This window comes from Ensifer meliloti (assembly GCF_030064585.1).
Taxonomy (GTDB): domain Bacteria; phylum Pseudomonadota; class Alphaproteobacteria; order Rhizobiales; family Rhizobiaceae; genus Sinorhizobium; species Sinorhizobium meliloti.
The window spans coordinates 2,086,473-2,105,315 of sequence record NZ_CP120365.1 but is presented as its reverse complement, the minus strand read 5'-3'; the positions used below and the strand labels follow the sequence as shown (position 1 = coordinate 2,105,315).

The 18,843-nt window shown below is 62.4% G+C and carries 21 protein-coding genes and 1 tRNA gene; 6 read left to right on the top strand and 16 right to left on the bottom strand.

The window, feature by feature from the left end; all coding sequences use genetic code 11:
* The first annotated feature begins 169 nt into the window (after nucleotides 1–169).
* Both PZL22_RS17170 and bfr read left to right on the top strand, forming a co-directional pair.
* Nucleotides 170–481: a (2Fe-2S)-binding protein gene (locus tag PZL22_RS17170; protein ID WP_003531270.1), complete on the top strand. Its 312-nt coding sequence runs from the start codon at nucleotides 170–172 to the stop codon at nucleotides 479–481.
* A complete protein-coding gene (gene bfr, locus PZL22_RS17165) occupies nucleotides 447–932 on the top strand; it encodes a bacterioferritin (protein WP_003531268.1) in 486 nt (161 codons plus the stop codon). The genes PZL22_RS17170 and bfr overlap by 35 nt, the downstream gene beginning before the upstream one ends.
* Before the next feature lie 214 nt (nucleotides 933–1,146).
* Here bfr and PZL22_RS17160 read toward each other — a convergent pair whose 3' ends face one another.
* The 14 genes from PZL22_RS17160 to rplU form a co-directional block, all read right to left on the bottom strand.
* Nucleotides 1,147–1,674: an RNA pyrophosphohydrolase gene (locus PZL22_RS17160; RefSeq protein WP_003531265.1), complete on the bottom strand. Its 528-nt coding sequence runs from the start codon at nucleotides 1,672–1,674 to the stop codon at nucleotides 1,147–1,149.
* 60 nt (nucleotides 1,675–1,734) lie between these two features.
* Complete coding sequence (locus tag PZL22_RS17155; protein ID WP_003531262.1) at nucleotides 1,735–2,937, bottom strand: divergent polysaccharide deacetylase family protein; 1,203 nt, start codon at nucleotides 2,935–2,937, stop codon at nucleotides 1,735–1,737.
* Between the two features lie 181 nt (nucleotides 2,938–3,118).
* The gene (locus tag PZL22_RS17150; RefSeq protein WP_003531244.1) at nucleotides 3,119–4,441 is read right to left on the bottom strand and encodes a S41 family peptidase; all 1,323 of its coding nucleotides are present in this window, start codon (nucleotides 4,439–4,441) and stop codon (nucleotides 3,119–3,121) included.
* On the bottom strand, nucleotides 4,431–5,855 hold the full coding sequence (locus PZL22_RS17145; protein WP_033048865.1) for a murein hydrolase activator EnvC family protein: 1,425 nt from the start codon (nucleotides 5,853–5,855) through the stop codon (nucleotides 4,431–4,433). Before PZL22_RS17145 ends, PZL22_RS17150 begins: the two co-directional genes overlap by 11 nt.
* 105 nt (nucleotides 5,856–5,960) lie before the next feature.
* On the bottom strand, nucleotides 5,961–6,443 hold the full coding sequence (rlmH, locus tag PZL22_RS17140) for a 23S rRNA (pseudouridine(1915)-N(3))-methyltransferase RlmH (protein WP_284718515.1): 483 nt from the start codon (nucleotides 6,441–6,443) through the stop codon (nucleotides 5,961–5,963).
* A gap of 152 nt (nucleotides 6,444–6,595) precedes the next feature.
* Complete coding sequence (rsfS, locus tag PZL22_RS17135) at nucleotides 6,596–7,087, bottom strand: ribosome silencing factor (protein ID WP_003531234.1); 492 nt, start codon at nucleotides 7,085–7,087, stop codon at nucleotides 6,596–6,598.
* Between the two features lie 44 nt (nucleotides 7,088–7,131).
* Complete coding sequence (locus PZL22_RS17130; RefSeq protein WP_013844909.1) at nucleotides 7,132–7,698, bottom strand: nicotinate-nucleotide adenylyltransferase; 567 nt, start codon at nucleotides 7,696–7,698, stop codon at nucleotides 7,132–7,134.
* 56 nt (nucleotides 7,699–7,754) lie between these two features.
* The gene (locus PZL22_RS17125; RefSeq protein WP_003531230.1) at nucleotides 7,755–9,038 is read right to left on the bottom strand and encodes a glutamate-5-semialdehyde dehydrogenase; all 1,284 of its coding nucleotides are present in this window, start codon (nucleotides 9,036–9,038) and stop codon (nucleotides 7,755–7,757) included.
* The gene (proB, locus tag PZL22_RS17120) at nucleotides 9,031–10,212 is read right to left on the bottom strand and encodes a glutamate 5-kinase (protein WP_003531228.1); all 1,182 of its coding nucleotides are present in this window, start codon (nucleotides 10,210–10,212) and stop codon (nucleotides 9,031–9,033) included. Before proB ends, PZL22_RS17125 begins: the two co-directional genes overlap by 8 nt.
* A gap of 2 nt (nucleotides 10,213–10,214) precedes the next feature.
* Complete coding sequence (gene obgE / locus PZL22_RS17115; RefSeq protein ID WP_003531226.1) at nucleotides 10,215–11,225, bottom strand: GTPase ObgE; 1,011 nt, start codon at nucleotides 11,223–11,225, stop codon at nucleotides 10,215–10,217.
* Nucleotides 11,226–11,402: 177 nt separating this feature from the next.
* The gene (locus PZL22_RS17110; protein ID WP_003531224.1) at nucleotides 11,403–11,990 is read right to left on the bottom strand and encodes a GNAT family N-acetyltransferase; all 588 of its coding nucleotides are present in this window, start codon (nucleotides 11,988–11,990) and stop codon (nucleotides 11,403–11,405) included.
* Nucleotides 11,987–12,619, bottom strand: a complete 633-nt coding sequence (locus tag PZL22_RS17105) for a GNAT family N-acetyltransferase (RefSeq protein ID WP_003531222.1) — start codon at nucleotides 12,617–12,619, stop codon at nucleotides 11,987–11,989. The genes PZL22_RS17110 and PZL22_RS17105 overlap by 4 nt, the downstream gene beginning before the upstream one ends.
* 130 nt (nucleotides 12,620–12,749) lie before the next feature.
* The gene (gene rpmA, locus PZL22_RS17100) at nucleotides 12,750–13,019 is read right to left on the bottom strand and encodes a 50S ribosomal protein L27 (protein WP_003531206.1); all 270 of its coding nucleotides are present in this window, start codon (nucleotides 13,017–13,019) and stop codon (nucleotides 12,750–12,752) included.
* A gap of 33 nt (nucleotides 13,020–13,052) precedes the next feature.
* The gene (gene rplU / locus PZL22_RS17095; RefSeq protein ID WP_003531204.1) at nucleotides 13,053–13,424 is read right to left on the bottom strand and encodes a 50S ribosomal protein L21; all 372 of its coding nucleotides are present in this window, start codon (nucleotides 13,422–13,424) and stop codon (nucleotides 13,053–13,055) included.
* A 301-nt stretch (nucleotides 13,425–13,725) separates the two neighbouring features.
* On the opposite strand from rplU, the gene PZL22_RS17090 reads away from it, so the two are divergent.
* Nucleotides 13,726–13,815 (top strand) — tRNA-Ser (locus tag PZL22_RS17090).
* Nucleotides 13,816–13,886: 71 nt separating this feature from the next.
* On the opposite strand, the gene PZL22_RS17085 is transcribed toward PZL22_RS17090, so the two are convergent.
* Nucleotides 13,887–14,465 carry a hypothetical protein gene (locus PZL22_RS17085; RefSeq protein WP_003531202.1) on the bottom strand — a complete coding sequence of 193 codons (579 nt, stop codon included), beginning with the start codon at nucleotides 14,463–14,465 and terminating at the stop codon, nucleotides 13,887–13,889.
* A 465-nt stretch (nucleotides 14,466–14,930) separates the two neighbouring features.
* On the opposite strand from PZL22_RS17085, the gene PZL22_RS17080 reads away from it, so the two are divergent.
* From PZL22_RS17080 to PZL22_RS17070, 3 genes are all read left to right on the top strand, one after another.
* Nucleotides 14,931–15,887: a HipA domain-containing protein gene (locus PZL22_RS17080; RefSeq protein ID WP_003531199.1), complete on the top strand. Its 957-nt coding sequence runs from the start codon at nucleotides 14,931–14,933 to the stop codon at nucleotides 15,885–15,887.
* Complete coding sequence (locus PZL22_RS17075) at nucleotides 15,880–16,623, top strand: HIRAN domain-containing protein (RefSeq protein ID WP_003531197.1); 744 nt, start codon at nucleotides 15,880–15,882, stop codon at nucleotides 16,621–16,623. The genes PZL22_RS17080 and PZL22_RS17075 overlap by 8 nt, the downstream gene beginning before the upstream one ends.
* A 720-nt stretch (nucleotides 16,624–17,343) precedes the next feature.
* Nucleotides 17,344–18,168 carry a DUF429 domain-containing protein gene (locus PZL22_RS17070; protein ID WP_033048861.1) on the top strand — a complete coding sequence of 275 codons (825 nt, stop codon included), beginning with the start codon at nucleotides 17,344–17,346 and terminating at the stop codon, nucleotides 18,166–18,168.
* Nucleotides 18,169–18,309: 141 nt separating this feature from the next.
* Here PZL22_RS17070 and PZL22_RS17065 read toward each other — a convergent pair whose 3' ends face one another.
* On the bottom strand, nucleotides 18,310–18,807 hold the full coding sequence (locus PZL22_RS17065) for a hypothetical protein (RefSeq protein WP_107608519.1): 498 nt from the start codon (nucleotides 18,805–18,807) through the stop codon (nucleotides 18,310–18,312).
* Nucleotides 18,808–18,843: the final 36 nt, after the last annotated feature.

Below are 18,843 nucleotides of genomic sequence, written 5' to 3'. Positions count from 1 at the left end.
TCCTCTCCTTAGAATCGCCTAATGTAATGAAAATGCGATGATTTCCGTCAAGTTTAGAATCGCTCTAATGCATTCCTCAACCATATGGAGAAGAGTTTTTAGTTGACGGCAAATGTCCTCTTTTGCTTTATCGCAAAATCAGAGCGTTGCGTATGATGGACACGACGAAATGCTGGTTTGCAGTTGCAATTTCATCACCGAGAAAGAGATCGAGGACACGATCGTCGGCCTCCTCGACGAGGACTGTTGGCAGTTGATCGTGCCGGCGAAAGTCTATCATGCGATGGAAAAACGCGGCCGTTGCTGCGGCTGTTTTCCCAATGTCGTCGACATCATCATCCGCACCACCGAGCAATATCACGCCCGCCGCGACTCGACGGACGCCGATATATTTGATTTCATGACCCGCCTCAGACAATTCCATGAAGAAAACCGGAGGGCGGATCTTGAAAGGCGACGCAAAGGTCATCGAGCAGCTTAACGAAGCGCTCTATCTCGAACTCGGTGCCGTAAACCAATACTGGCTGCATTACCGCCTTCTCGAAGATTGGGGCTATACGCTGCTCGCCAAGAAGGAGCGCGCCGAGTCGATCGAGGAGATGCACCACGCCGACAAGCTCGTCTCCCGCATCATCTTCCTCGAAGGCCACCCGAATCTGCAGACGGTCGCGCCGCTGCGCATCGGCCAGAACGTCAAGGAAGTCCTGGAAGCCGATCTTGCCGGCGAGTACGACGCGCGCACGGCCTATAAGAACTCCCGCGACATCTGTCACGCGGCCGGCGATTACGTCTCGATGAAGCTCTTCGAGGAACTGCTCGCCGACGAGGAGGGCCACATAGACTTCCTCGAAACACAGCTCGATCTGCTCCGCAAGATCGGTGAGGAAAAATACGGTCAGCTCAACGCCGCTTCGGCCGACGAAGCCGAATAAGTTCCAACCTTCTCAAGGGGCGGCGAATTAAATCAGCCCCTCAACCGGCTGCCGCCACCTTCTCCCCGCCTGCGGGGAGAAGGGACACGCCGCTCTGCCTTGCCCCGCATTCGACGGCGGAAGAGGCCTGGCGTTTGCCGCTTGTTTCCTTCGCCCCGCTTGCGGGGAGAAGGTGGCCGGCAGGCCGGATGAGGGGCGACATGCCGCCCTTCTCTCACCGCACCAAATGCGAAAACGCAGCGACGACCTCTTCATAGGCCTTGCGCTTGAAGGGCACGATCAAGCCCGGAAGTTCGTGCATGGGCTTCCATTCCCAGGCGTCGAATTCCGGCTCGTGGCCGCCGGGCGGCGGGTTGATGGCGATCTCGCTTTCGTCGCCCTCGAAGCGGAAGGCGTACCAGCGCTGCCTCTGGCCGCGGTACTTGCCCTTGAGGCCGATCCCGATCAGGTGCGACGGCAGGTCGTAATTGATCCAGTCCGGCGCCTCTGCGAGGAGCGAGACCGAGCGGATGCCGGTCTCCTCGTAGAGTTCGCGATAGGCGGCCTCGAGCGGGTCCTCGCCCTCGTCGATGCCGCCTTGCGGCATCTGCCAGAGCTGCGGCGAACCGTCATATTCGGAATTGCCGACGGCGAGCCGGTGCCCGGCCCAGACAAGTCCCTGCCGGTTGAGAACCATGACGCCGACACATGGCCGATATGGCAGATCCTCAGCCGTCATGACGCGCCCCTTATCCTTCCCCATATCGTCCTTCCTTTGCATGTTGCCGCGAGCCGTATGACCCTGTGGTCTACTGCGCTTAAATCAGTTTTGTTTCGGATCTTTGACGAGTGCGGCCACGCCGACCACCTCGATGCCCCGTCCGCCGGCTTCTTCGATCCATTCGGCAATGGCCGCCACGCTTTCATCGAAGGCGGAAGCGACCCCGATCGCGGTGCCGTTCCTCCGCGCGATCCGCTCCAGCTCGTCCAGCCTGCGCAGGACGGCATTGCGGCTGAGTTCGCCATCGAGCACGAGATCGGCGAAACCGTGCGGCACGTCGAAGGCCCCGGCGAGCGTGCCCGAGAGAGATTGCGCCGACGTCCCGTCGTCCAGGAACAGAAGGCCCCGCTTGCCGAGATCGCGCATGACCGGCTCGAGCGCATCCGCATTGGAGAGAAAACGGCCCCCGAGATAGTTCATGACGCCGGTGTAGTTGGTGATCTGTCCCATGCTGCGATGCAGTTCCGCAAGGTTCTTCCCGGCATCGGAAGAAACGCGCAGCGCGTGCGGGCCCGGATCGTTGGTGGCGTAATCGAATGGTTCCATCGGCACCTGCAGCAGGATCTCGTGGCCGTCACGCCTCGCCTCCTGCATCCAGCGCTGCAGGCTGTTTCCGGCCGCAGCGAAGGCGAGCGTCACTTCCGGCGGCAGATCGCGGATGGCGCGCTGCGTCCCCGTCTGGTTGAGGCCGAGGCCGCCGACGACGATGGCGATCCGCGTTCCGCGCGCGCCGGACCAGGGGCGCGCATACTGCTCCATCGGCCTCAGCCCGTCCGGGCCGATGACCGGCAGGCGGCCTTCGGGGCGGTCTTCCAGAAGGCTTTCATTCGGAAGGGCTGCCATGCGGGGGTCCTGCCCGCGCGTCGGCTCGACATCGATCAGTGCGGGGCCGCCGGTTTCGCGCGAACGCGGCGTGTATTTCCTGACCGTCGCGCCATCATCGGTCAGAACTTCCTCGACATGTGCGCCGGAGAGAGCACCGCTCCGGTGGAGCGCCCCGGGCCCGTTGCTTTGGCCCTCTGAGGGTGGCGCTGGTTCGGTGGCGAGGGCCGATTCGGTCGCTGCGGGCATTGCAGGCGAACGGGTCTGGTGACCGGGAGAAAGGGCGCTCCATGCCGAGATCCCGATGACCGCAAGGGCTCCCAGACCGAGGCCGCAATAGCGCAGGACACGACCGAGATCGCGCTTGCGTGCCGGTCTCTCCTTCCGGTTCTGGCCCAGGGGGGCATTGAGGTCAGTTGCCAAACGGGGCCTCGGTCGAGCTTCGATCCTGGCGCGAATCGCCGCTGGCCATGACGATGGACTTGAAGGAGGCCAGAATCATCGCACATGCGGCTGCATGCCGATGGATAATATAAAGGCGCCGGGTTGAACAGCCCGGCGCCTCCTTGATTCATGTTGCCCAGAACTCTGCGGGTGAGGGGGGCTATTCCTTCAGCTGCGCCTGTTCCGGATTGGCCGGGAAGGACGGATCCGTCTTCTTGCCGCGCAACAGGTCGAACGCATAGTTCAGCTGAATGTCGTCCTTGGTTTCCGGCGGCACGTAGGCGACCGAGCCGGAGCCCTCTTCGGTCTCTTCCTGGCCCGGAATGTGGCCGCGCAGATCGGATTCGCCCTGCGCTTCCACCTTGCCCAGAAGCTCGGGCGGCAGCGGCTGCTCCACCTTGATGTCGGGCGTGATGCCGGTGCCCTGGATCGACTTGCCGGACGGCGTGTAATAGAGCGCCGTCGTCAGACGCAGCGCGCCGGCGTCGCCGAGCGGGATGATCGTCTGCACCGAACCCTTGCCGAAGGAGCGCGTGCCGAGAACGGTGGCGCGCTTCAGGTCCTGGAGAGCGCCGGCCACGATTTCCGACGCGGATGCCGAACCGCCGTTGACGAGCACGACGACGGGCTTGCCGCCGGCCAGATCGCCCGGGGTCGCATTGAAGCGGCGGGTTTCATCCGGATTGCGGCCGCGGGTCGAAACGACCTCGCCACGCTCCAGGAATGCGTCCGAGACATTGATCGCCTGGTCGAGCAGGCCGCCCGGATTGAGGCGCAGGTCGAGAACATAGCCCTTGAGCTTGTCCGCGGGAACTTCCGCCTGGATCTTCTCGATGCCCTTCTTCAGGTCTTCGAAGGTCTTCTCCGTAAACGAGATGACCCTGAGATAGCCGACATCTCCTTCGACACGGACCTTCACCGCGCGTACCGCGATCACGTCGCGTACGATCGTCAGCTCGATCGGCTTTTCGGCTCCCTTGCGCAGGATCGTCAGCTTGATCGGCGTGCCGACGGCACCGCGCATCTTGTCGACCGCTTCCTCGAGCTTGAGGCCGCGGACGTCCTGACCGTCGATCTTCGAGATGAAATCGCCTGCGAGCACACCGGCGCGCGCGGCGGGCGTGTCGTCGATCGGACTGGTCACCTTGACGAGATCTTCCTCCATGGTGACCTCGATGCCGAGGCCGCCGAACTCGCCGCGCGTCTGGGTGCGCATATCTTCGGCGTCGGTCGAATTCATGTAGCTCGAATGCGGGTCGAGAGACGTGAGCATGCCGTTGATCGCGTTCTCGATCAGCTTGTCGTCCTGCGGCGGCGTCACGTATTGCGCGCGCACGCGCTCGAAGACGTCGCCGAAGATCGCCAGTTCGCGGTATGTCGACGAATTTGCTGCCACGGCCGGCATGGTTGCCGAGTAGACGACGCCCATCGCCGTCGCGCCCATCAGCGCCCCGACCAGGACAAGTGAAGCTCTACGTATCATTTCGCGCCCTTCCAACCTCTGCTGCGGTCCACCACGGTCGGGAATCAACCGGCTTCCCGTCTTTTCTGAATTCAATGTAAAGCGTCGGCCTGTCGGTTTCCAGCGCCAAGGCCGCCGCACTCGCCACTCTTTTTGCACCCATCGCCGCCACCGGCTCCCCGGCCACGACGAATTGCCCCGGCCGGACGCTGACGTTCTCCATGCCGGCGAGCACGATATGATACCCGTCGCCGGCATTGAGAATGATCATTTGCCCGTAGCTGCGGAAACTCCCGGCATAGACGATCCACCCGTCCGCCGGCGTCGTCACCAGCGCGCCTGCATTGGTCTCGAGCATGATCCCCTGCAGCGAATGCCCTGTTCCGTCCGCGTCGCCAAAACGGCGCACAAGCGAACCCGCAACGGGATAAGCCAGCCGCTCCCGCAGCTCGGAAAAGACATATGCCGGCGCAATGCGGTTTTTGTCGGGCACCGCACTCCTGGCGAGCTCCCGCGCAGCCTCGCGTTCGGCCTCGCTCATGCGGCGGCGTTCCTCCTCCTCGGCGCGGGCGGCGGCGGCCGCTTCGCGCACGGAGGAGATCTCGTTTTCGAGCGATGAGATCAGGCCCCCGAGGTTCTCCGCCTGCAGGGCGAGTTCCTCGGCCTTGCGTTGTTCGGCCGCCAAATCGGCCGCATTGCGTTGCCTCAGCTTCTCCTTTTCGGCAACGAGCATCGACATGCGCCGCTCTTCCTCGAGCCGGGCGGTCATTGCCGCGGTCAGTTCCTCGCGTTCCCTGGCGATGCCGCTGCGGATATCCGCAAGCGCCTTCAGGTCGGCGACGAGGCTGTCGGTCTGCTCGCGTATTTCGGGAACGACGGCGCCGAGCAGAATGGCGCTGCGGACGGAGCCGAGCGCATCCTCCGGGGTCACGAGGATTGCCGGCGGCGGATTGCGGCCCATGCGCTGGAGGGCGGCGAGCACTTCGGCCAAAAGGCCGCGGCGGGCGCGCAGCGAGCGCCGCACCACATCCTCCTTGACGCGCAGATCGCCGAGCGTTCTTTCGCCGTCTGAAATCCGGCGTTCGAGTTCCTGCCGCTTGGCTGCCGAATCCACGAGGGCGTCACGCAGGGTCTCGTTGCTCTTGTCGATCTCGGCGATCGTCTTTTCGAGTGCCTCGGAGCGATCCCGCGAGAGCGTGATCGTCTTCGACAGCGCATCGAGCTCGCTCGCGGTACTGTCGCGCCGGACCGCCAGATCGGCAGCCGGATCCGGCGGCGTCGCCTTGGCGGCCCCCGCATCGGCCGGCGCGGCGGCGGGCGCGTCCTGAGCCGCAGTCGGGCCGATTACCGACAGGAAGAGCGCCGCAACCGCAGCGCCGCGGCGGATCCGCCGCGCGCCGGATAGCAAACCGGCTCTGTTCGTTGGAGGTTTCATCCCGTCTCGTAAGTCCAAAAGTTAGGAGACCCTAATCCGATTTGGCTGGGCACACCAATACATATTCTCGTTATTGGCGGGGAGGGGCCGTCTTCGACCCGTGGTCTACGCCCGATGATAAGGATGTCCCGAAAGGATCGTCACGGCGCGATAAAGCTGTTCGGCGATGAGGATGCGCACGAGCTGGTGCGGCCAGGTCATCTTGCCGAGGTTGAGCACGGCGTCGGCGCGGGCGTGGAGTGCTGGATCGAGTCCGTCGGCACCGCCGATCGCTATCATCAGATCGCGCTTGCCGCTGTCTCTCAAGGTTCCGAGCAAGCGCGCGAAGGCTTCCGAGTCGAGCGCTTTGCCGCGCTCATCGAGCAGCACGAGAAGGCTGCCGTCGGCGAGCGCTTTTTCAAGCTGGCCGGCTTCCTCGCGCTTGCGCGTCTCCGCGTTGACGGCGCGGCTTTCGGCGGTCTCCACGACGCGGGCCAATTCGAGGCCGACGGCCGGGCCGGCCTTGGCGAACCGGTCGAGATAGCGGCCCGCGAGATCCTTTTCCGGCCCCGCCTTGAGGCGGCCGACTGCGAAAAGTCCGATACGCATGGCCCGATCCGTCCCCGCCGGCGCCGATCGGCAATTATCGACCGGCAAAATTCTTGCCGCCATCCGCCTTATCGGCGATGGCAACCGCATGTCACCTTCGGCACCGGCCGCCGCTCCGTCCTGAGTCGATGGTCAGGATCGGGCGACGTGTCTCAGTGCAGGGTACCGTCTTCGATCTCGGGAGCCGCCCACATCTTTTCGATGTTGTAGAACGCCCGGATCTCCGGCCGGAAGATGTGAACGATCACATCGCCGGTGTCGATCAGTACCCAGTCGCCACCCTCAAGACCTTCGACGCGAGCCCTGCCGAGGCCGTCGTCCTTCAGGTCCGTGATCAAGTGGTCGGCAATGGCCATCACATGCCTGTTCGATCGCCCGGAGACGACGACCATGAAGTCTCCCAGCGCCGATTTTCCGGCAATGTCGATGGTAACGATATTTTCTGCCTTCGAGTCCTCTAGGCTTTCGAGGACCAGTTGAAGCGCACGGACAGCGGCTTCGTCGCTCGATTCCGTGCTGCGCGGGAATGCGGATGCCGCAAATCCCTTGGCGTGTGCTGTTGTCAGGGTTTTTCCTTTCCAAATGAACAGAACAGGCACGTTCGATTCGAAATATTTCTTCGAACCGTATCTAAATGTAGGCATCAAACCTATACGGTTTCAAGACACGAGATCCGAATTACGGGAATTCACCCGGATTTGGCCGAACGAAGCGCCGTCGAGCTCAAGCCCGAACGGGGGCCGTGAATGAAGGTCCAGGCGGGCGCGCGGCGGAAAGCGAGGGTTCCCGCATCATCCTCGTCGACGCGGGCGCTGCTGAAAGCCCTCGCCATCGGCGAGGACAGATAGGCAAGGGTCGATCCCGGCCGGTCGACGACGGCGATCGGGAAAGTGGCGACGATCTTGCGCCAGTCCTGCCAGCGGTGAAAGTTCTTGAGATTGTCGGCGCCCATGACCCAGACGAAACGGACGTCGCGGTTGCGGGCGCGGATCACTTCCAGCGTGCGGGCCGTGTAGCTCTGACCGAGCGCCTGCTCGAAAGCGGTCACCTTGATGCGCGGGTTGCGGGCGATCTTCTCGCTCATGGCGATACGTTCGCCAAGCGGCGCGAGATGGTTGCGGTCCTTGAGCGGATTGCCGGGCGTCACCATCCACCAGAGCTGGTCGAGCCCGAGCCGGCGCAATGCGGTCTCGGCGACGAGCGCATGCCCGTCATGCGGCGGATTGAAGGACCCGCCGAACAGGCCGACGGCCATGCCGGACTCGACATGCGGCATGCTGAGGTAGCGCGCATTCACTTCGCTCGGTGTCGTCAGGGCCGCACCTGTCCGGTGCCGCGCACACGATACTTGAACGAGGTGAGCTGCTCCACGCCGACAGGCCCGCGGGCGTGCATCTTGCCGGTGGCGATGCCGATCTCGCCGCCCATGCCGAACTCGCCGCCGTCGGCGAATTGCGTCGAGGCATTGTGCAGCAGGATCGCCGAGTCGATCTCTGAGAAGAATCGCTCGACCACCGCAGGGTCCTCGGCGATCACGGCTTCGGTATGGGCGGACGACCAGGTGTTGATGTGCTCGATCGCGCCGGAAATGCCGTCGACCAATCTCGCCGAAATGATCGCGTCGAGATATTCGGTCGCCCAATCCTCGTCGGTCGCAGCTTTCAGGCCGGGCATTACACTTGCGAGGTCATCGGAGGCGCGCACCTCGCAGCCGGCATCGACGAGCGCCTCGAGGAGGGGCTTTGCGAATTTCTCGGCGGCGTTGCGGTCTATCAGCAGCGTCTCGGCGGCGCCGCAGATGCCGGTCCGGCGCATCTTCGCATTGACGACGATCTTCTTCGCCATGTCGCGATCGGCCGACGCATCGACATAGATGTGGCAGAGACCTTCGAGATGGGCGAAGACCGGCACCCGCGCCTCGTTCTGGACGCGCGCGACCAGGCTCTTTCCGCCGCGCGGGACGATCACGTCGATCGCGCCGTTCAAGCCGGTGAGCATGGCGCCGACGGCAGCACGGTCGGCGACCGGCACCATCTGGATCGCATCTTCCGGCAGGCCCGCGGCCTTCAATCCCTCGGTCAGGCAGGCATGGATCGCCCGCGACGAGTGAAAGCTGTCGGAGCCGCCGCGCAGGATCACCGCATTACCGGCTTTGAGGCAGAGCGCGCCGGCGTCCGCCGTGACGTTCGGACGGCTTTCATAGATGACGCCGATGACGCCCAGGGGCGTGCGCACCCGTTCGATGTGAAGCCCGTTCGGGCGGTCCCATTCGGAGATCACCTCGCCGACGGGGTCCCTGAGTTCGGCGATCGCGCGGATGCCGTCCGCCATGTCGCGGATGCGGCTTTCTGTCAGCGTCAGCCGGTCGATGAAGGCGCTGGCGACGCCGCTTTCGCGCGCGTTTTCGAGGTCGAGCGCATTGGCGGCAAGGATTTCCGCGGTCCGTGCGACGATGACGCCTGCCATGGCGACGAGTGCCGCATGCTTGCGCTCGGCGCTTGCGGTCGCGAGCGGCCGGGCGGCCGCTTTGGCGCGGCGTCCGATCTCCAGCATCATCGCGTTGACGTCCTTGTCCTGTTCGACCGTCTCAAGCATGGAGCTTGCCCTTTCCCTCGTCGCTTTCCTCTACAAGGCGCGCGCCCGATGGAGCCGTCATGACCAGATCGTCGCGATGCACCATGGCGGTGCGGCCGGCATAGCCGAGGATGGCGGCGATCTCGGCCGACTTCTTGCCGGCGATCTGGCGAGCCTCGTCGGCATCGTAGCCGGCAAGACCGCGGGCGATCTCGCGGCCGGAAGCGCCGATTATCGCAATCGTATCGCCGCGGCTGAAGCTTCCCGTCACCTGCCGGACGCCGGCCGGCAGCAGGCTCTTGCCGGAACGCAGCGCCGTTTCCGCTCCGGCATCGATCGAGAGCGAACCGGCCGGCAGGAGCTGTCCGGCGATCCAGGTCTTGCGGGCGGTCACCGGAGAGCCTGACGGCGCGAACCAGGACGAGCGCGCGCCCGCCTCGATCGCGGCCAGCGGATGATCCGGCTTGCCGGAGGCGATGATCATCGCGCAGCCGGCAGTGGTTGCGATCTTGCCGGCGTCGATCTTGGTGCGCATGCCGCCGCGCGAAAGCTCGGAGGCAGCGCCGCCCGCCATTGCCTCGATTTCGGGCGTGATTTCGGCGACCGTTTCGAGGAAACGGGCGTTCGGATCGAGATGCGGCGGCGCGGTATAGAGCCCATCGATATCCGAGAGCAGGACCAGGAGATCGGCGCCGACCATGGTTGCGACCCTCGCTGCGAGCCGGTCGTTGTCGCCATAGCGGATTTCTGTGGTCGCGACCGTGTCGTTCTCGTTGATGATCGGCACCGAGCCGAGCTTCAGAAGCTGGCCTATCGTCGCGCGGGCATTGAGGTAGCGCCGGCGCTCCTCGGTGTCGCCCAGCGTCAGGAGGATCTGGCCGGCGACGATCGCATGGGTCGAGAGGCTCTCCGACCAGGCACGCGCCAGCACGATCTGGCCGACGGCGGCCGCCGCCTGGCTCTCTTCGAGCTTCAGCGCACCCGCCGGCAGGTCGAGCACCGTGCGTCCAAGCGCGATCGCTCCCGAGGAGACGACGAGCACTTCCACGCCCTTGGCCCGGAGGGCCGCAATATCGGCGCAGAGCGCATCGAGCCAGCTCTTCTTCAGCCCCGTCTTGCGGTCGACGAGGAGTGCCGAGCCGATCTTGATGACGACCCGGCGGTATTTCTCGAGCGCTTTGCGGGCCTTGGTCATGCTTAAGCTTCCTCTTCGCCCGCCTTGGCCGCGGCGATGACGCTGCGCAATGCTCTCAGCGCCTCCGTCATACCCTTGTTGGTCACGGCGGAGATGAGGAGCGGCGGCGTGCCGCAGGCTTTTCCGAGCGCCTTGGCCTTCGCCTTCAATTCCTCCTCGTCCAGCACGTCGATCTGCGACAGCGCCACGATCTGGGGCTTCTCCTCGAGCCCGCCGCCATAGGCCTCGAGCTCGTGCTTCACGGTCTTGTAGGCCTTGGCGACATCCTCTTCCTGCGCGGAGACGAGATGCAGCAGCACCCGGGTGCGCTCGACATGGCCGAGAAAGCGGTCGCCGATGCCCACGCCCTCATGCGCCCCTTCGATCAGCCCCGGAATGTCGGCGATGATGAATTCCTTCTCGTCGATGGTCGCAACGCCGAGATTGGGATGCAGCGTCGTGAAGGGATAATTGGCGATCTTCGGCCGAGCCCGGGTGCAGGCGGCGAGAAAGGTCGACTTGCCGGCATTCGGCAGGCCGACGAGACCGGCATCGGCAATCAGCTTCAGCCGCAGCCAGATCGTCTTCTCCTCGCCCTCGAGGCCCGGATTGGCCCAGCTCGGCGCCTGGTTGGTGGAGGACTTGAAATGCGCGTTGCCGAAGCCGCCATTGCCGCCGGCGGCGAGCCGGTAGCGCTGCCCTTCCGCCACCATGTCGACGATCAGCGTCTCGTTGTCTTCCTCGAAGATCTGGGTGCCGACCGGCACCTTCAGCGTCACGTCGCCGCCCTTTGCGCCGGTGCGGTTGCGGCCCATGCCGTGCGTGCCGGTCTTGGCCTTGAAATGCTGCTGATAGCGGAAGTCGATGAGCGTATTGAGGCCGTTGACGGCTTCCACCCAGACATCGCCGCCGCGGCCGCCGTCGCCGCCGTCGGGGCCGCCGAACTCGATGAACTTCTCGCGGCGGAAGGAAACGGCGCCCGCGCCGCCGTCCCCTGACCGGATATAGACTTTCGTTTCGTCGAGGAATTTCATCGGTTCGCCATTTCTGCGTGATCGCTTCAAGTTGAGGACGGAATGCGGGGCAGCCCGCGCACGTTCCCGATCCCGCTCTGCTTTTGCGCCATCGATATAGGCGCTTCCGGCAGAGGTCAAAGATTATCGACATGAAGAACCCCGCCAGGAGCGGTACTGGCGGGGTTCCGTATCCGTTCAGTCCGGGCGGCGCAGGTCCTCGGCCGCAAGCCGGGTTTCGATATGCGCGACCATCGCATTGCGGGCGAGCGCATAGATCTGGCTGCAGCCGGTGATCCGGAAGCCGAGCTTCTCCTGCACCTTGAGCGAGGCCGGATTGTCGGCGAAGACGCCCGAATGCAGCACCGTTTCCGGCATGCGGCGGAAGAATCGTTCGACCGCGGCATGGACCGCCTCGCTCGCCAGCCCCTTGCCCCAGTAGAACCGGTTCAGCCAGTAGCCGACATGCCATTGGCCGTGCCGGAGCTCGATGCCGATGCAGCCGATATGGACGTCGTCGCCCGGGGTGGTGATGGCGAGCGTCCAGTCCGGCAGCATATCGGCCGTCTGGCGGTTGAGCCAGTCGAGCGCATCCTGGTGGTGGTAGGGCGCCGGAACGCGCGAAAGCATCCGCGCCACCTGGAAATCGCCGAGCGACTCGGCGATGGCCGCCGCATCGGAAAGCCGGTGCGGCCGCAGCCGCAGCCGTTCCGTTTCGATGACCGGCGCCGGGCCGGGGCCGGGGCGGGCGACCGCCCGGGCGCGCTCCGTGACCAGGGCGTTCATCGGACACCTCCCCAGCTTCTTAAGGAGACCCAGGTCTTGCGGTCGAGCCTGTACCATTCGACCGGGACCATGCCGCCGAGCGCCAGGCTGCCGACCATGCCGGAACCCTGGAACTGAAAGCCGCACTTCTGGATGACCCGGCGCGACGCGATGTTCATGACCCGGCAGCGCGCATCGATCTGGTCGATGTCGCGGGTGCGGAAGGCCATGTCGGTCAGGGTCTGTGCCGCCTCGGTCGCATAGCCCTGGTTCCAGTAGGGCTCGCCCAGCCAATAGCCGAGCTCGACGGTCCTTTCGTCGGCGTGCGGCTCGACACCGCAGCAGCCGAGGAATGCGCCATTGTCCGCTTTCGTGATCGCGTAGACGCACTTGCCAATCGTGCCGGCTTTTGCGCGTCGCACGAAATCGGCCGCATCCGCCGTCGTATAGGGGTGCGGCATGCGCGAGACCATGGTGGCGATGTTGGCATTGTTGGCAAGATGGGCAAGGGCGTCGATATCGTCTTCATGGGGCGCGCGCAAAACGAGCCTGGGCGATAACAATATCGGGCAATCGGTCCTTGACCGCTGAGGCCTCAGCCTTTGTTCGGGAGACCGGGATTGGTCTTCCCTGACGAGCTCGGTTTGCATGGTTCTTCCTCCAGACATGCGAAAAGGGGAGTTGGGTATCGCCCCATCTCCCCTTTGAAGTCTGGCTTTTGAACCTTGCGGTGCGTCAGCCGGGTCGATGAGACGCCGGCTGTTTTAGAGCGCTACCGGCTTATTCCGCTGCTTCGGCTTTCGGCATTACAGACACGTAGACTCGGCCGTTGGCCTTCTTGCGGAAGTCCACGTTGCCCGTCGTAAGCGCAAAAATCGTATGGTCCTTGCCGAGGCCTACATTGGCGCCGGCATGCCACTTCGTGCCGCGCTGGCGCACGATGATGTTGCCTGGAATGACGGCTTCGCCGCCGAACTTCTTCACGCCAAGGCGCTTGGACTCGGAATCGCGACCGTTACGCGACGAACCGCCAGCTTTCTTGTGTGCCATTGGTGTTCTCCTTTAAACCTTCGATCCCGGAACTCAGTTTGCAGCTTCAGCGGCGGCTTCGGTCTTCTTCGAAGCCTTCTTCGCCTTGCCGCCGGCGGCAGCGATGTCCAGGATACGGACGATCGTCTGATGCTGGCGATGGCCGCGCGAGCGCTTGGAGTTCTGGCGGCGGCGCTTCTTGAAGGCGATGACCTTCTTGGCGCGGCCCTGGTCCACAACTTCGGCGCTGACGACGGCACCTTCGACAAACGGAGCACCGATGGTGGCATCGGCGCCGACGCCGACCATCAGGATCTCGGTGAATTCGATCTTGTCGCCAGCAACGCCTTCCAGCTTTTCGATGGTAATGACGTCATTGGCCGCCACGCGGTACTGCTTACCGCCGGTCTTGATGACTGCGAACATATTTTGTCCTTTCATGTTCGGTCCGGCTCTTTGCCCGAAGACAAGGCCGTCTTTTTGTCAGTCGCTAACGTGGAGCGAAGCGCCTCGGAAATCCTCGACCTTCGCCAGTGAACGGGCACAACACTTACCCGGCGCGGCGGAGGCTAAGCCCACACCACCTCATGGCGCGGATTACGGGAACGGCCCTTGCTTGTCAAGGCGAAAGCCACCATATCGCAGATATTCTTATCGGAAGCCCTTGCCAGCGGCAGAAACTGCCGCTATGAACCGGCCGCGCTTGAACAGCGCCGACCGGCCCCGCGGAGAGGTGGCAGAGTGGTTGAATGCACCGCACTCGAAATGCGGCATGGGTGCAAGCCCATCGGGGGTTCGAATCCCCCCCTCTCCGCCATAAACCTCAACATCTTCGGATGCGGAAGGCGGCTCAAGTCGACCTGAATCGCGGCAACTTGTCGGCATCTTTCATCGCAGGGCCACGACCTCGGCACTAAACGGGTCTGCGCCGCAGTATTCCACGGCTCCGGTCGCTGATACGAGCGCGATGTTAATGCCGGCCCGATTCGCTCGGGGTGCCATCTTGATCGCGAGATCGCGCGTTGTGTTTGTCAATGGCGCCACTGCAATGTTGACCTCACCTACCCCTGATCTAGTGAGAAGTGTATTGACGATGCCGCCCTTGCATTCGGCAACAATCGGGTGACCTCCGATTGTGGCAACGACATCGCCCTGGCCTGGCTTCACATGGACCTCAACCACCAAGTTGCCGTTCAGATACCGACCAGCGTAGCTTGTCGTTCCCCAGCCTTCCCGCCACGTGAAGCCGCGTGTCGCCAGCCAAGCTTGGATCTCGAACCGTTTACCGTGTTCGCCATCTGGTTGGATGGATACCTTTTGAGCGCCGTGTTTGAATAAGTGCATCGCAAATGCGAGCATCACGGCAGCTTCGCTCATATGATGCTCGACGCCACCCTCGGCTTTGGCCAGCCGTTTCTCCGGCGGCTCCATGACCAGTATGAGATTTTGCAACTCTGAGAAGCGCATAGAATTCCCTCGCTATCGTGATGAAGACCTATCCGGAAGCTGGCCGACTCACCAGGGCTCGTCGAAGGTTGTCCTACGCTACGCGTGGCCGTCGCCTATCGGAGAATTGTAGTCTTTGCACTTAGTTGCATTTTGCGCAAAGGTTTGCCTCTGCTTGATTTTATGGAAAAGACGTTACATTGTCATCAAATGGATTGGGGTTCGTTCCTGGTCGGCGTTTTGGCCTCGGTTTACCGGGGCCTTTCGCTTTTCATGGGAAGACTTTGACGCCAATGACTGGCTCCGCCCCATTGGTCCTTTCCAAAACTTTTGGCTTATCACGTGGAAGGCCCGGTTTGGCTGGCCCCTTTCAGAGTGCGCAGGCCGCTCGGACGGGCGATCAGATCGGCGATCTGAAGACCTGTAGATTTGACGACAACTCCTCCTGCTTTACAGTTCGATTCGAGAAAAGATGAGGGTATGTAAGTGGTCGCTAGGCATCGTGTGCGTCAGCTTCCGTCGCAGATCGTTGATGTTGCACAATGGAGGGTCGACCCGGACAACCCCTATTACCCAGAAGGCAAGCAGCCCAAGAGACTGCTGATCTCCCCTGAGGCCAATCTTCCGCCCTTTCTGCTGCCGGGACACAAGTATCTTTTCAAGACACCTTCCGGCTGGCAAGAGCGGCAGGTCTGGTCGGAACTAATCGCATATGAATTGTCGCGTCCGGCGGGTCTGGATGTGCCGCCCTGTTTTCTGGCCGTTGACAGTCTCGAAGGAGAGACCGGCGTGCTTGTCGAATTCTTCTATGGCTATCGGGGTGAGGCCTCGCTGCGCTTTGTGCCTGGAAGCGACTTCATTCATGCTTGGATCGCCTCTGGTTATGATCGAAAGCGGGGGCGACCTCACGCTGTTCGATCAAACCTGACCATAGCCCGAAGTTTAGGTATTGATGCTCCAAAGGACTGGTGGGCACGCGCCTATTTCTTTGATGCCTTGATCGGAAATGTCGACCGACACCCGGATAATTGGGGTGTATTAGGACGGCCGACCGTCGGTAATGAGTTTGAATATCGCATGGCGCCGCTGTTCGATAACGGGTCAAGTCTGAGTTACGGGGAAACCGATGACCATCTTTCCCGGCTGACTGATCTGAACGCTTATATTCGGCGAGGGCGGCACCACTGCGGCTGGGAGGGTGCTGACCCAAAGGGCGATCGGCATCTGGATCTCTGCCAAATGTACGTCCAAGCTTATCATCCCGCTGGTCTTCTCGACGAATTTGTGATTCGATTCACAGACGATGCAATCACCGAGGTTCTCGACTGGTGCAGGGGCTTCGAATGCTCGATTGAATTTACGGAACTGCGGGCGAATTTCCTACGTTCCCTCTTGATCCGCCGCAGCCAACTGCTGACGTCTCTGTGTGAGGATGATGCCTAATTCGATAGAACACATTGTCGAACCGAAGCGGCTATTGCTAACGTGGCAGTCGCTGGACGAGGGAACAACGCGAACGCGATTTGCTGTCGGCGAATTGACAGCACAGCCAAGTCCAGCATTTCGCTATTACACGGAGCGAGAGTTCTTCTCCCTCAACGGCAAGTCTTTGGAGGCGATTCGCTCTCTAGGTTACACACGCTATCCAGCGTTCAAGCCCGAGCGGGAGCTTCACACCGACGGCGTATTGGACGCGTTCATGCGCCGCCTTCCCCCGCGAAGCCGTGACGACTTTGAGAACTATCGGCAGCACTTTAGGCTTGGGCGGGGAGTTCCTATTTCTGACTTTGCGCTTCTGGCTGTAACGGAAGCCAAGCTTCCCAGCGATGGATTTGCCCTCGTTGATCCCCTGGATGACACCTGGCAGCGTCGAGAGCTTCTGGTGGAGGTAGTGGGGCATAGGCACTACGCTGCAACTTGCGACCTTGACGGTGCCTTGGGTGAATCGGTGCAATTCTCTCCGGAGCCGGCGAATCCTCATGATCCGAACGCGGTTGTCGTGACCGCACGCGGCCAAAAGGCCGGCTATATCAATCGCTTTCAGTGCAAGGCGTTTCATGTTTGGATGCGGGAGCACCGTCTGAACGCTGTAATCGAGCGCATGAACGGTGAACCTGGATATCCGCGAATCCATTTGTTCGTAACCGTCACCGCCGCCAAAGGCGTGATTGCCGCCTGACGATCATCCCGCTGCTCAGCTTCTCCCGGTTTTGATGTTTCGGCAAGAGAAGCGGGAGGTGCCTGCCCTGCCAGGCAGCGGGGTTTTCGTTAACCGGTATCCATGCACCTCCGCCGCATTGAGGACGCGCTCGATGCGCCCCCGGACGCGAGATGCCGTCTCGGCCTTTTTGGATCATATGGACCCGGAATGGAGAGTACGCCGTCGGTCGAGATCTGATCCACGCGCTTGTTCCAGATGGACTTACAGTAAGTCTCGAGGTCGAGCGCCATTGTGCTCGATGTTTGGTGTTCCGAAAGCCTCCTTCGATCTGTTGAGGGAGATCCGTGGCGAACGGGCCGAAGAGGGGTACAGGATCTGCAGCCGGCTCTGCGTTTACGCTATGGACTGAATATCCGTCAGGAATACCGGGCGTCTTCAGTGCCTGGACCGCTTATCGGTAAGTTGATTGATCGGCATCCTGTTCTCCCGTGGCGCACTTCAGGCCTACTTCGTGTTGGAACAACAGGTTATTCGGTGAGTGTCCTTGAAACGGGAAAGTGAGCTAAGTAGTTGACATGCAGAACTTTGGAAAACTATGAGAGGAATCTGAATCGGACACCTCTCCGCCATAAATTCTCTGGTTACAAGTGCTTTGCGTTCCCAAGAGAGCGGCCTGGACGTCCGATTGTCTTTCACTCACTTAGTTACACTCCGGCACGCCCGAGCTTACGAGGCGGGATGAGCTTGCACACCGGTTTTACTTCCATCGTCGGCTTCGACTCGGCCTGGACTGACAACCCGAAAGCTCCCGGAGCGATCTGCGTCATTCGTCTGGATGGCGACGGCGCGCATTTGTATCTCGCGCCCCGGCTCGCCTCGTTTGCGGAGGCTCTGGATGTCATCCAGAGCGAGCGCAAGGACGCCCAGAAGTGCCTTGTGGCACTGGATCAGCCAACGATCGTCCCGAACCTCACCGGCTCGCGTCCAGTCGACAGGGTAGCCGGATCGCTGATCTCCTGGATTGGCGGCGGCGTTCAGCCTGCAAGCCGGTCGAAGAAGGGTATGTTCGATGACGGCGCACCGATCTGGCGGTTCAAGCAGGCCCTGGGAGCGACGGAAGAGCCGGAACTCGCACGAGCAGCATCCAGCGGCCTCTTCCTGATCGAGGTTTTTCCGGCTCTGGCACTGGTTGCTATCGAGGGAACCTTCTGTTCGAGGCTTGCAGCCCCGAAGTACAATCCTGCCAACCGGAAGCGCTTCAAGATCAGCGACTGGCAGGCAGTCGCAGAAGCGGTCAGGCGGTTCGGCATGCTGAACTCGCTGCGGCACCTCGACGAATGGTGCTTGATAGCGGCAAGCTCCGAGGCGCCGAGGAAGGCTGACCAGGACAAGGTCGACGCATTGATCTGCAGCCTGATCGGGCTGCATTGGCTTGCCGCTCCGCGTGACCAATCGGTGATGATCGGTGACCTGGAGAGTGGCTATATGATAGCGCCGGCGACGCGCGGCGTGCATGAGAGGTTGCGCGCAGCGGCGCGACAGCGGGATGTGGCGATTGCGTGAGAAGCGGCCATAGACACAGGCCCGCCACTTCCATTGCCGGAAAATCGATCCTCAAGGCAGGGAGGCGGATCTCAACTCGGTCCTATAAGGTTTAGCCTATGAGGACACAGGTCGAAGCATCCTTATGCATCCCCTCCCGCATCACTCCCCCGCATTCCTCCTGAGCCACGCCTCCAACCCCGCGATCACCGACAGCCTCAAACTGACGTTGCGCGTCAGCGCCCGGGCAAGCGGGCGGCCGTCGGGCGGGAAGCCCATTTCGGCCATGACGTCGGCAGGTTTCAGCCCGCGCCGGGTCATTATCGTTCTGATCCCCGCAATTGTTGAGGGAAGCAGGTAGCGGCCGCTGGCGATCGGGGTTTCGGCGGGCTGCGGGCCGGCACCGGGCGGGGCAGTGGCGGGCAGCGTGCCTTTGGATTTGAGCCAGGCGAGGAAGCTTTCGCGTTCGGCATCGCTTGCCTTCGCCCAGGAGTTCTTGAGCTTCTCCAGCCGGCTGCGCTCCGGCTTCAGACCGGCGAGGACCAGCGCCTGGCGCAGCGACGGGATCTTGCCGGTGGCAAGCGCGGCGTGGATTTCCGGAAATTCGGCCTTGAGGCGGTGCAGGTCGGGGGCGTCGTCGCCTTTGGTTTTCTTCGCCATCTTGGCTCCGCTTGTGACTCTCCCGGGCGGTCTAGA

Bases quoted from the DNA above. Each gene is read 5' to 3' on its own strand.
- rlmH (WP_284718515.1), bottom strand. From the start codon at position 6,443: ATGCGTATCGGACTTTTCGCAGTCGGCCGCCTCAAGGCGGGGCCGGAA.
- PZL22_RS17145 (WP_033048865.1), bottom strand. From the start codon at position 5,855: ATGAAACCTCCAACGAACAGAGCCGGTTTGCTATCCGGCGCGCGGCGG.
- PZL22_RS17110 (WP_003531224.1), bottom strand. From the start codon at position 11,990: ATGAACGCCCTGGTCACGGAGCGCGCCCGGGCGGTCGCCCGCCCCGGC.
- PZL22_RS17160 (WP_003531265.1), bottom strand. From the start codon at position 1,674: ATGGGGAAGGATAAGGGGCGCGTCATGACGGCTGAGGATCTGCCATAT.
- rsfS (WP_003531234.1), bottom strand. From the start codon at position 7,087: ATGCCTACATTTAGATACGGTTCGAAGAAATATTTCGAATCGAACGTG.
- rpmA (WP_003531206.1), bottom strand. From the start codon at position 13,019: ATGGCACACAAGAAAGCTGGCGGTTCGTCGCGTAACGGTCGCGATTCC.
- PZL22_RS17105 (WP_003531222.1), bottom strand. From the start codon at position 12,619: ATGCAAACCGAGCTCGTCAGGGAAGACCAATCCCGGTCTCCCGAACAA.
- PZL22_RS17150 (WP_003531244.1), bottom strand. From the start codon at position 4,441: ATGATACGTAGAGCTTCACTTGTCCTGGTCGGGGCGCTGATGGGCGCG.
- PZL22_RS17070 (WP_033048861.1), top strand. From the start codon at position 17,344: ATGAGCTTGCACACCGGTTTTACTTCCATCGTCGGCTTCGACTCGGCC.
- PZL22_RS17085 (WP_003531202.1), bottom strand. From the start codon at position 14,465: ATGCGCTTCTCAGAGTTGCAAAATCTCATACTGGTCATGGAGCCGCCG.
- PZL22_RS17125 (WP_003531230.1), bottom strand. From the start codon at position 9,038: ATGCTTGAGACGGTCGAACAGGACAAGGACGTCAACGCGATGATGCTG.
- PZL22_RS17130 (WP_013844909.1), bottom strand. From the start codon at position 7,698: ATGGCCGTCGGCCTGTTCGGCGGGTCCTTCAATCCGCCGCATGACGGG.
- proB (WP_003531228.1), bottom strand. From the start codon at position 10,212: ATGACCAAGGCCCGCAAAGCGCTCGAGAAATACCGCCGGGTCGTCATC.
- PZL22_RS17170 (WP_003531270.1), top strand. From the start codon at position 170: ATGCTGGTTTGCAGTTGCAATTTCATCACCGAGAAAGAGATCGAGGAC.
- PZL22_RS17075 (WP_003531197.1), top strand. From the start codon at position 15,880: ATGCCTAATTCGATAGAACACATTGTCGAACCGAAGCGGCTATTGCTA.
- rplU (WP_003531204.1), bottom strand. From the start codon at position 13,424: ATGTTCGCAGTCATCAAGACCGGCGGTAAGCAGTACCGCGTGGCGGCC.
- obgE (WP_003531226.1), bottom strand. From the start codon at position 11,225: ATGAAATTCCTCGACGAAACGAAAGTCTATATCCGGTCAGGGGACGGC.
- PZL22_RS17065 (WP_107608519.1), bottom strand. From the start codon at position 18,807: ATGGCGAAGAAAACCAAAGGCGACGACGCCCCCGACCTGCACCGCCTC.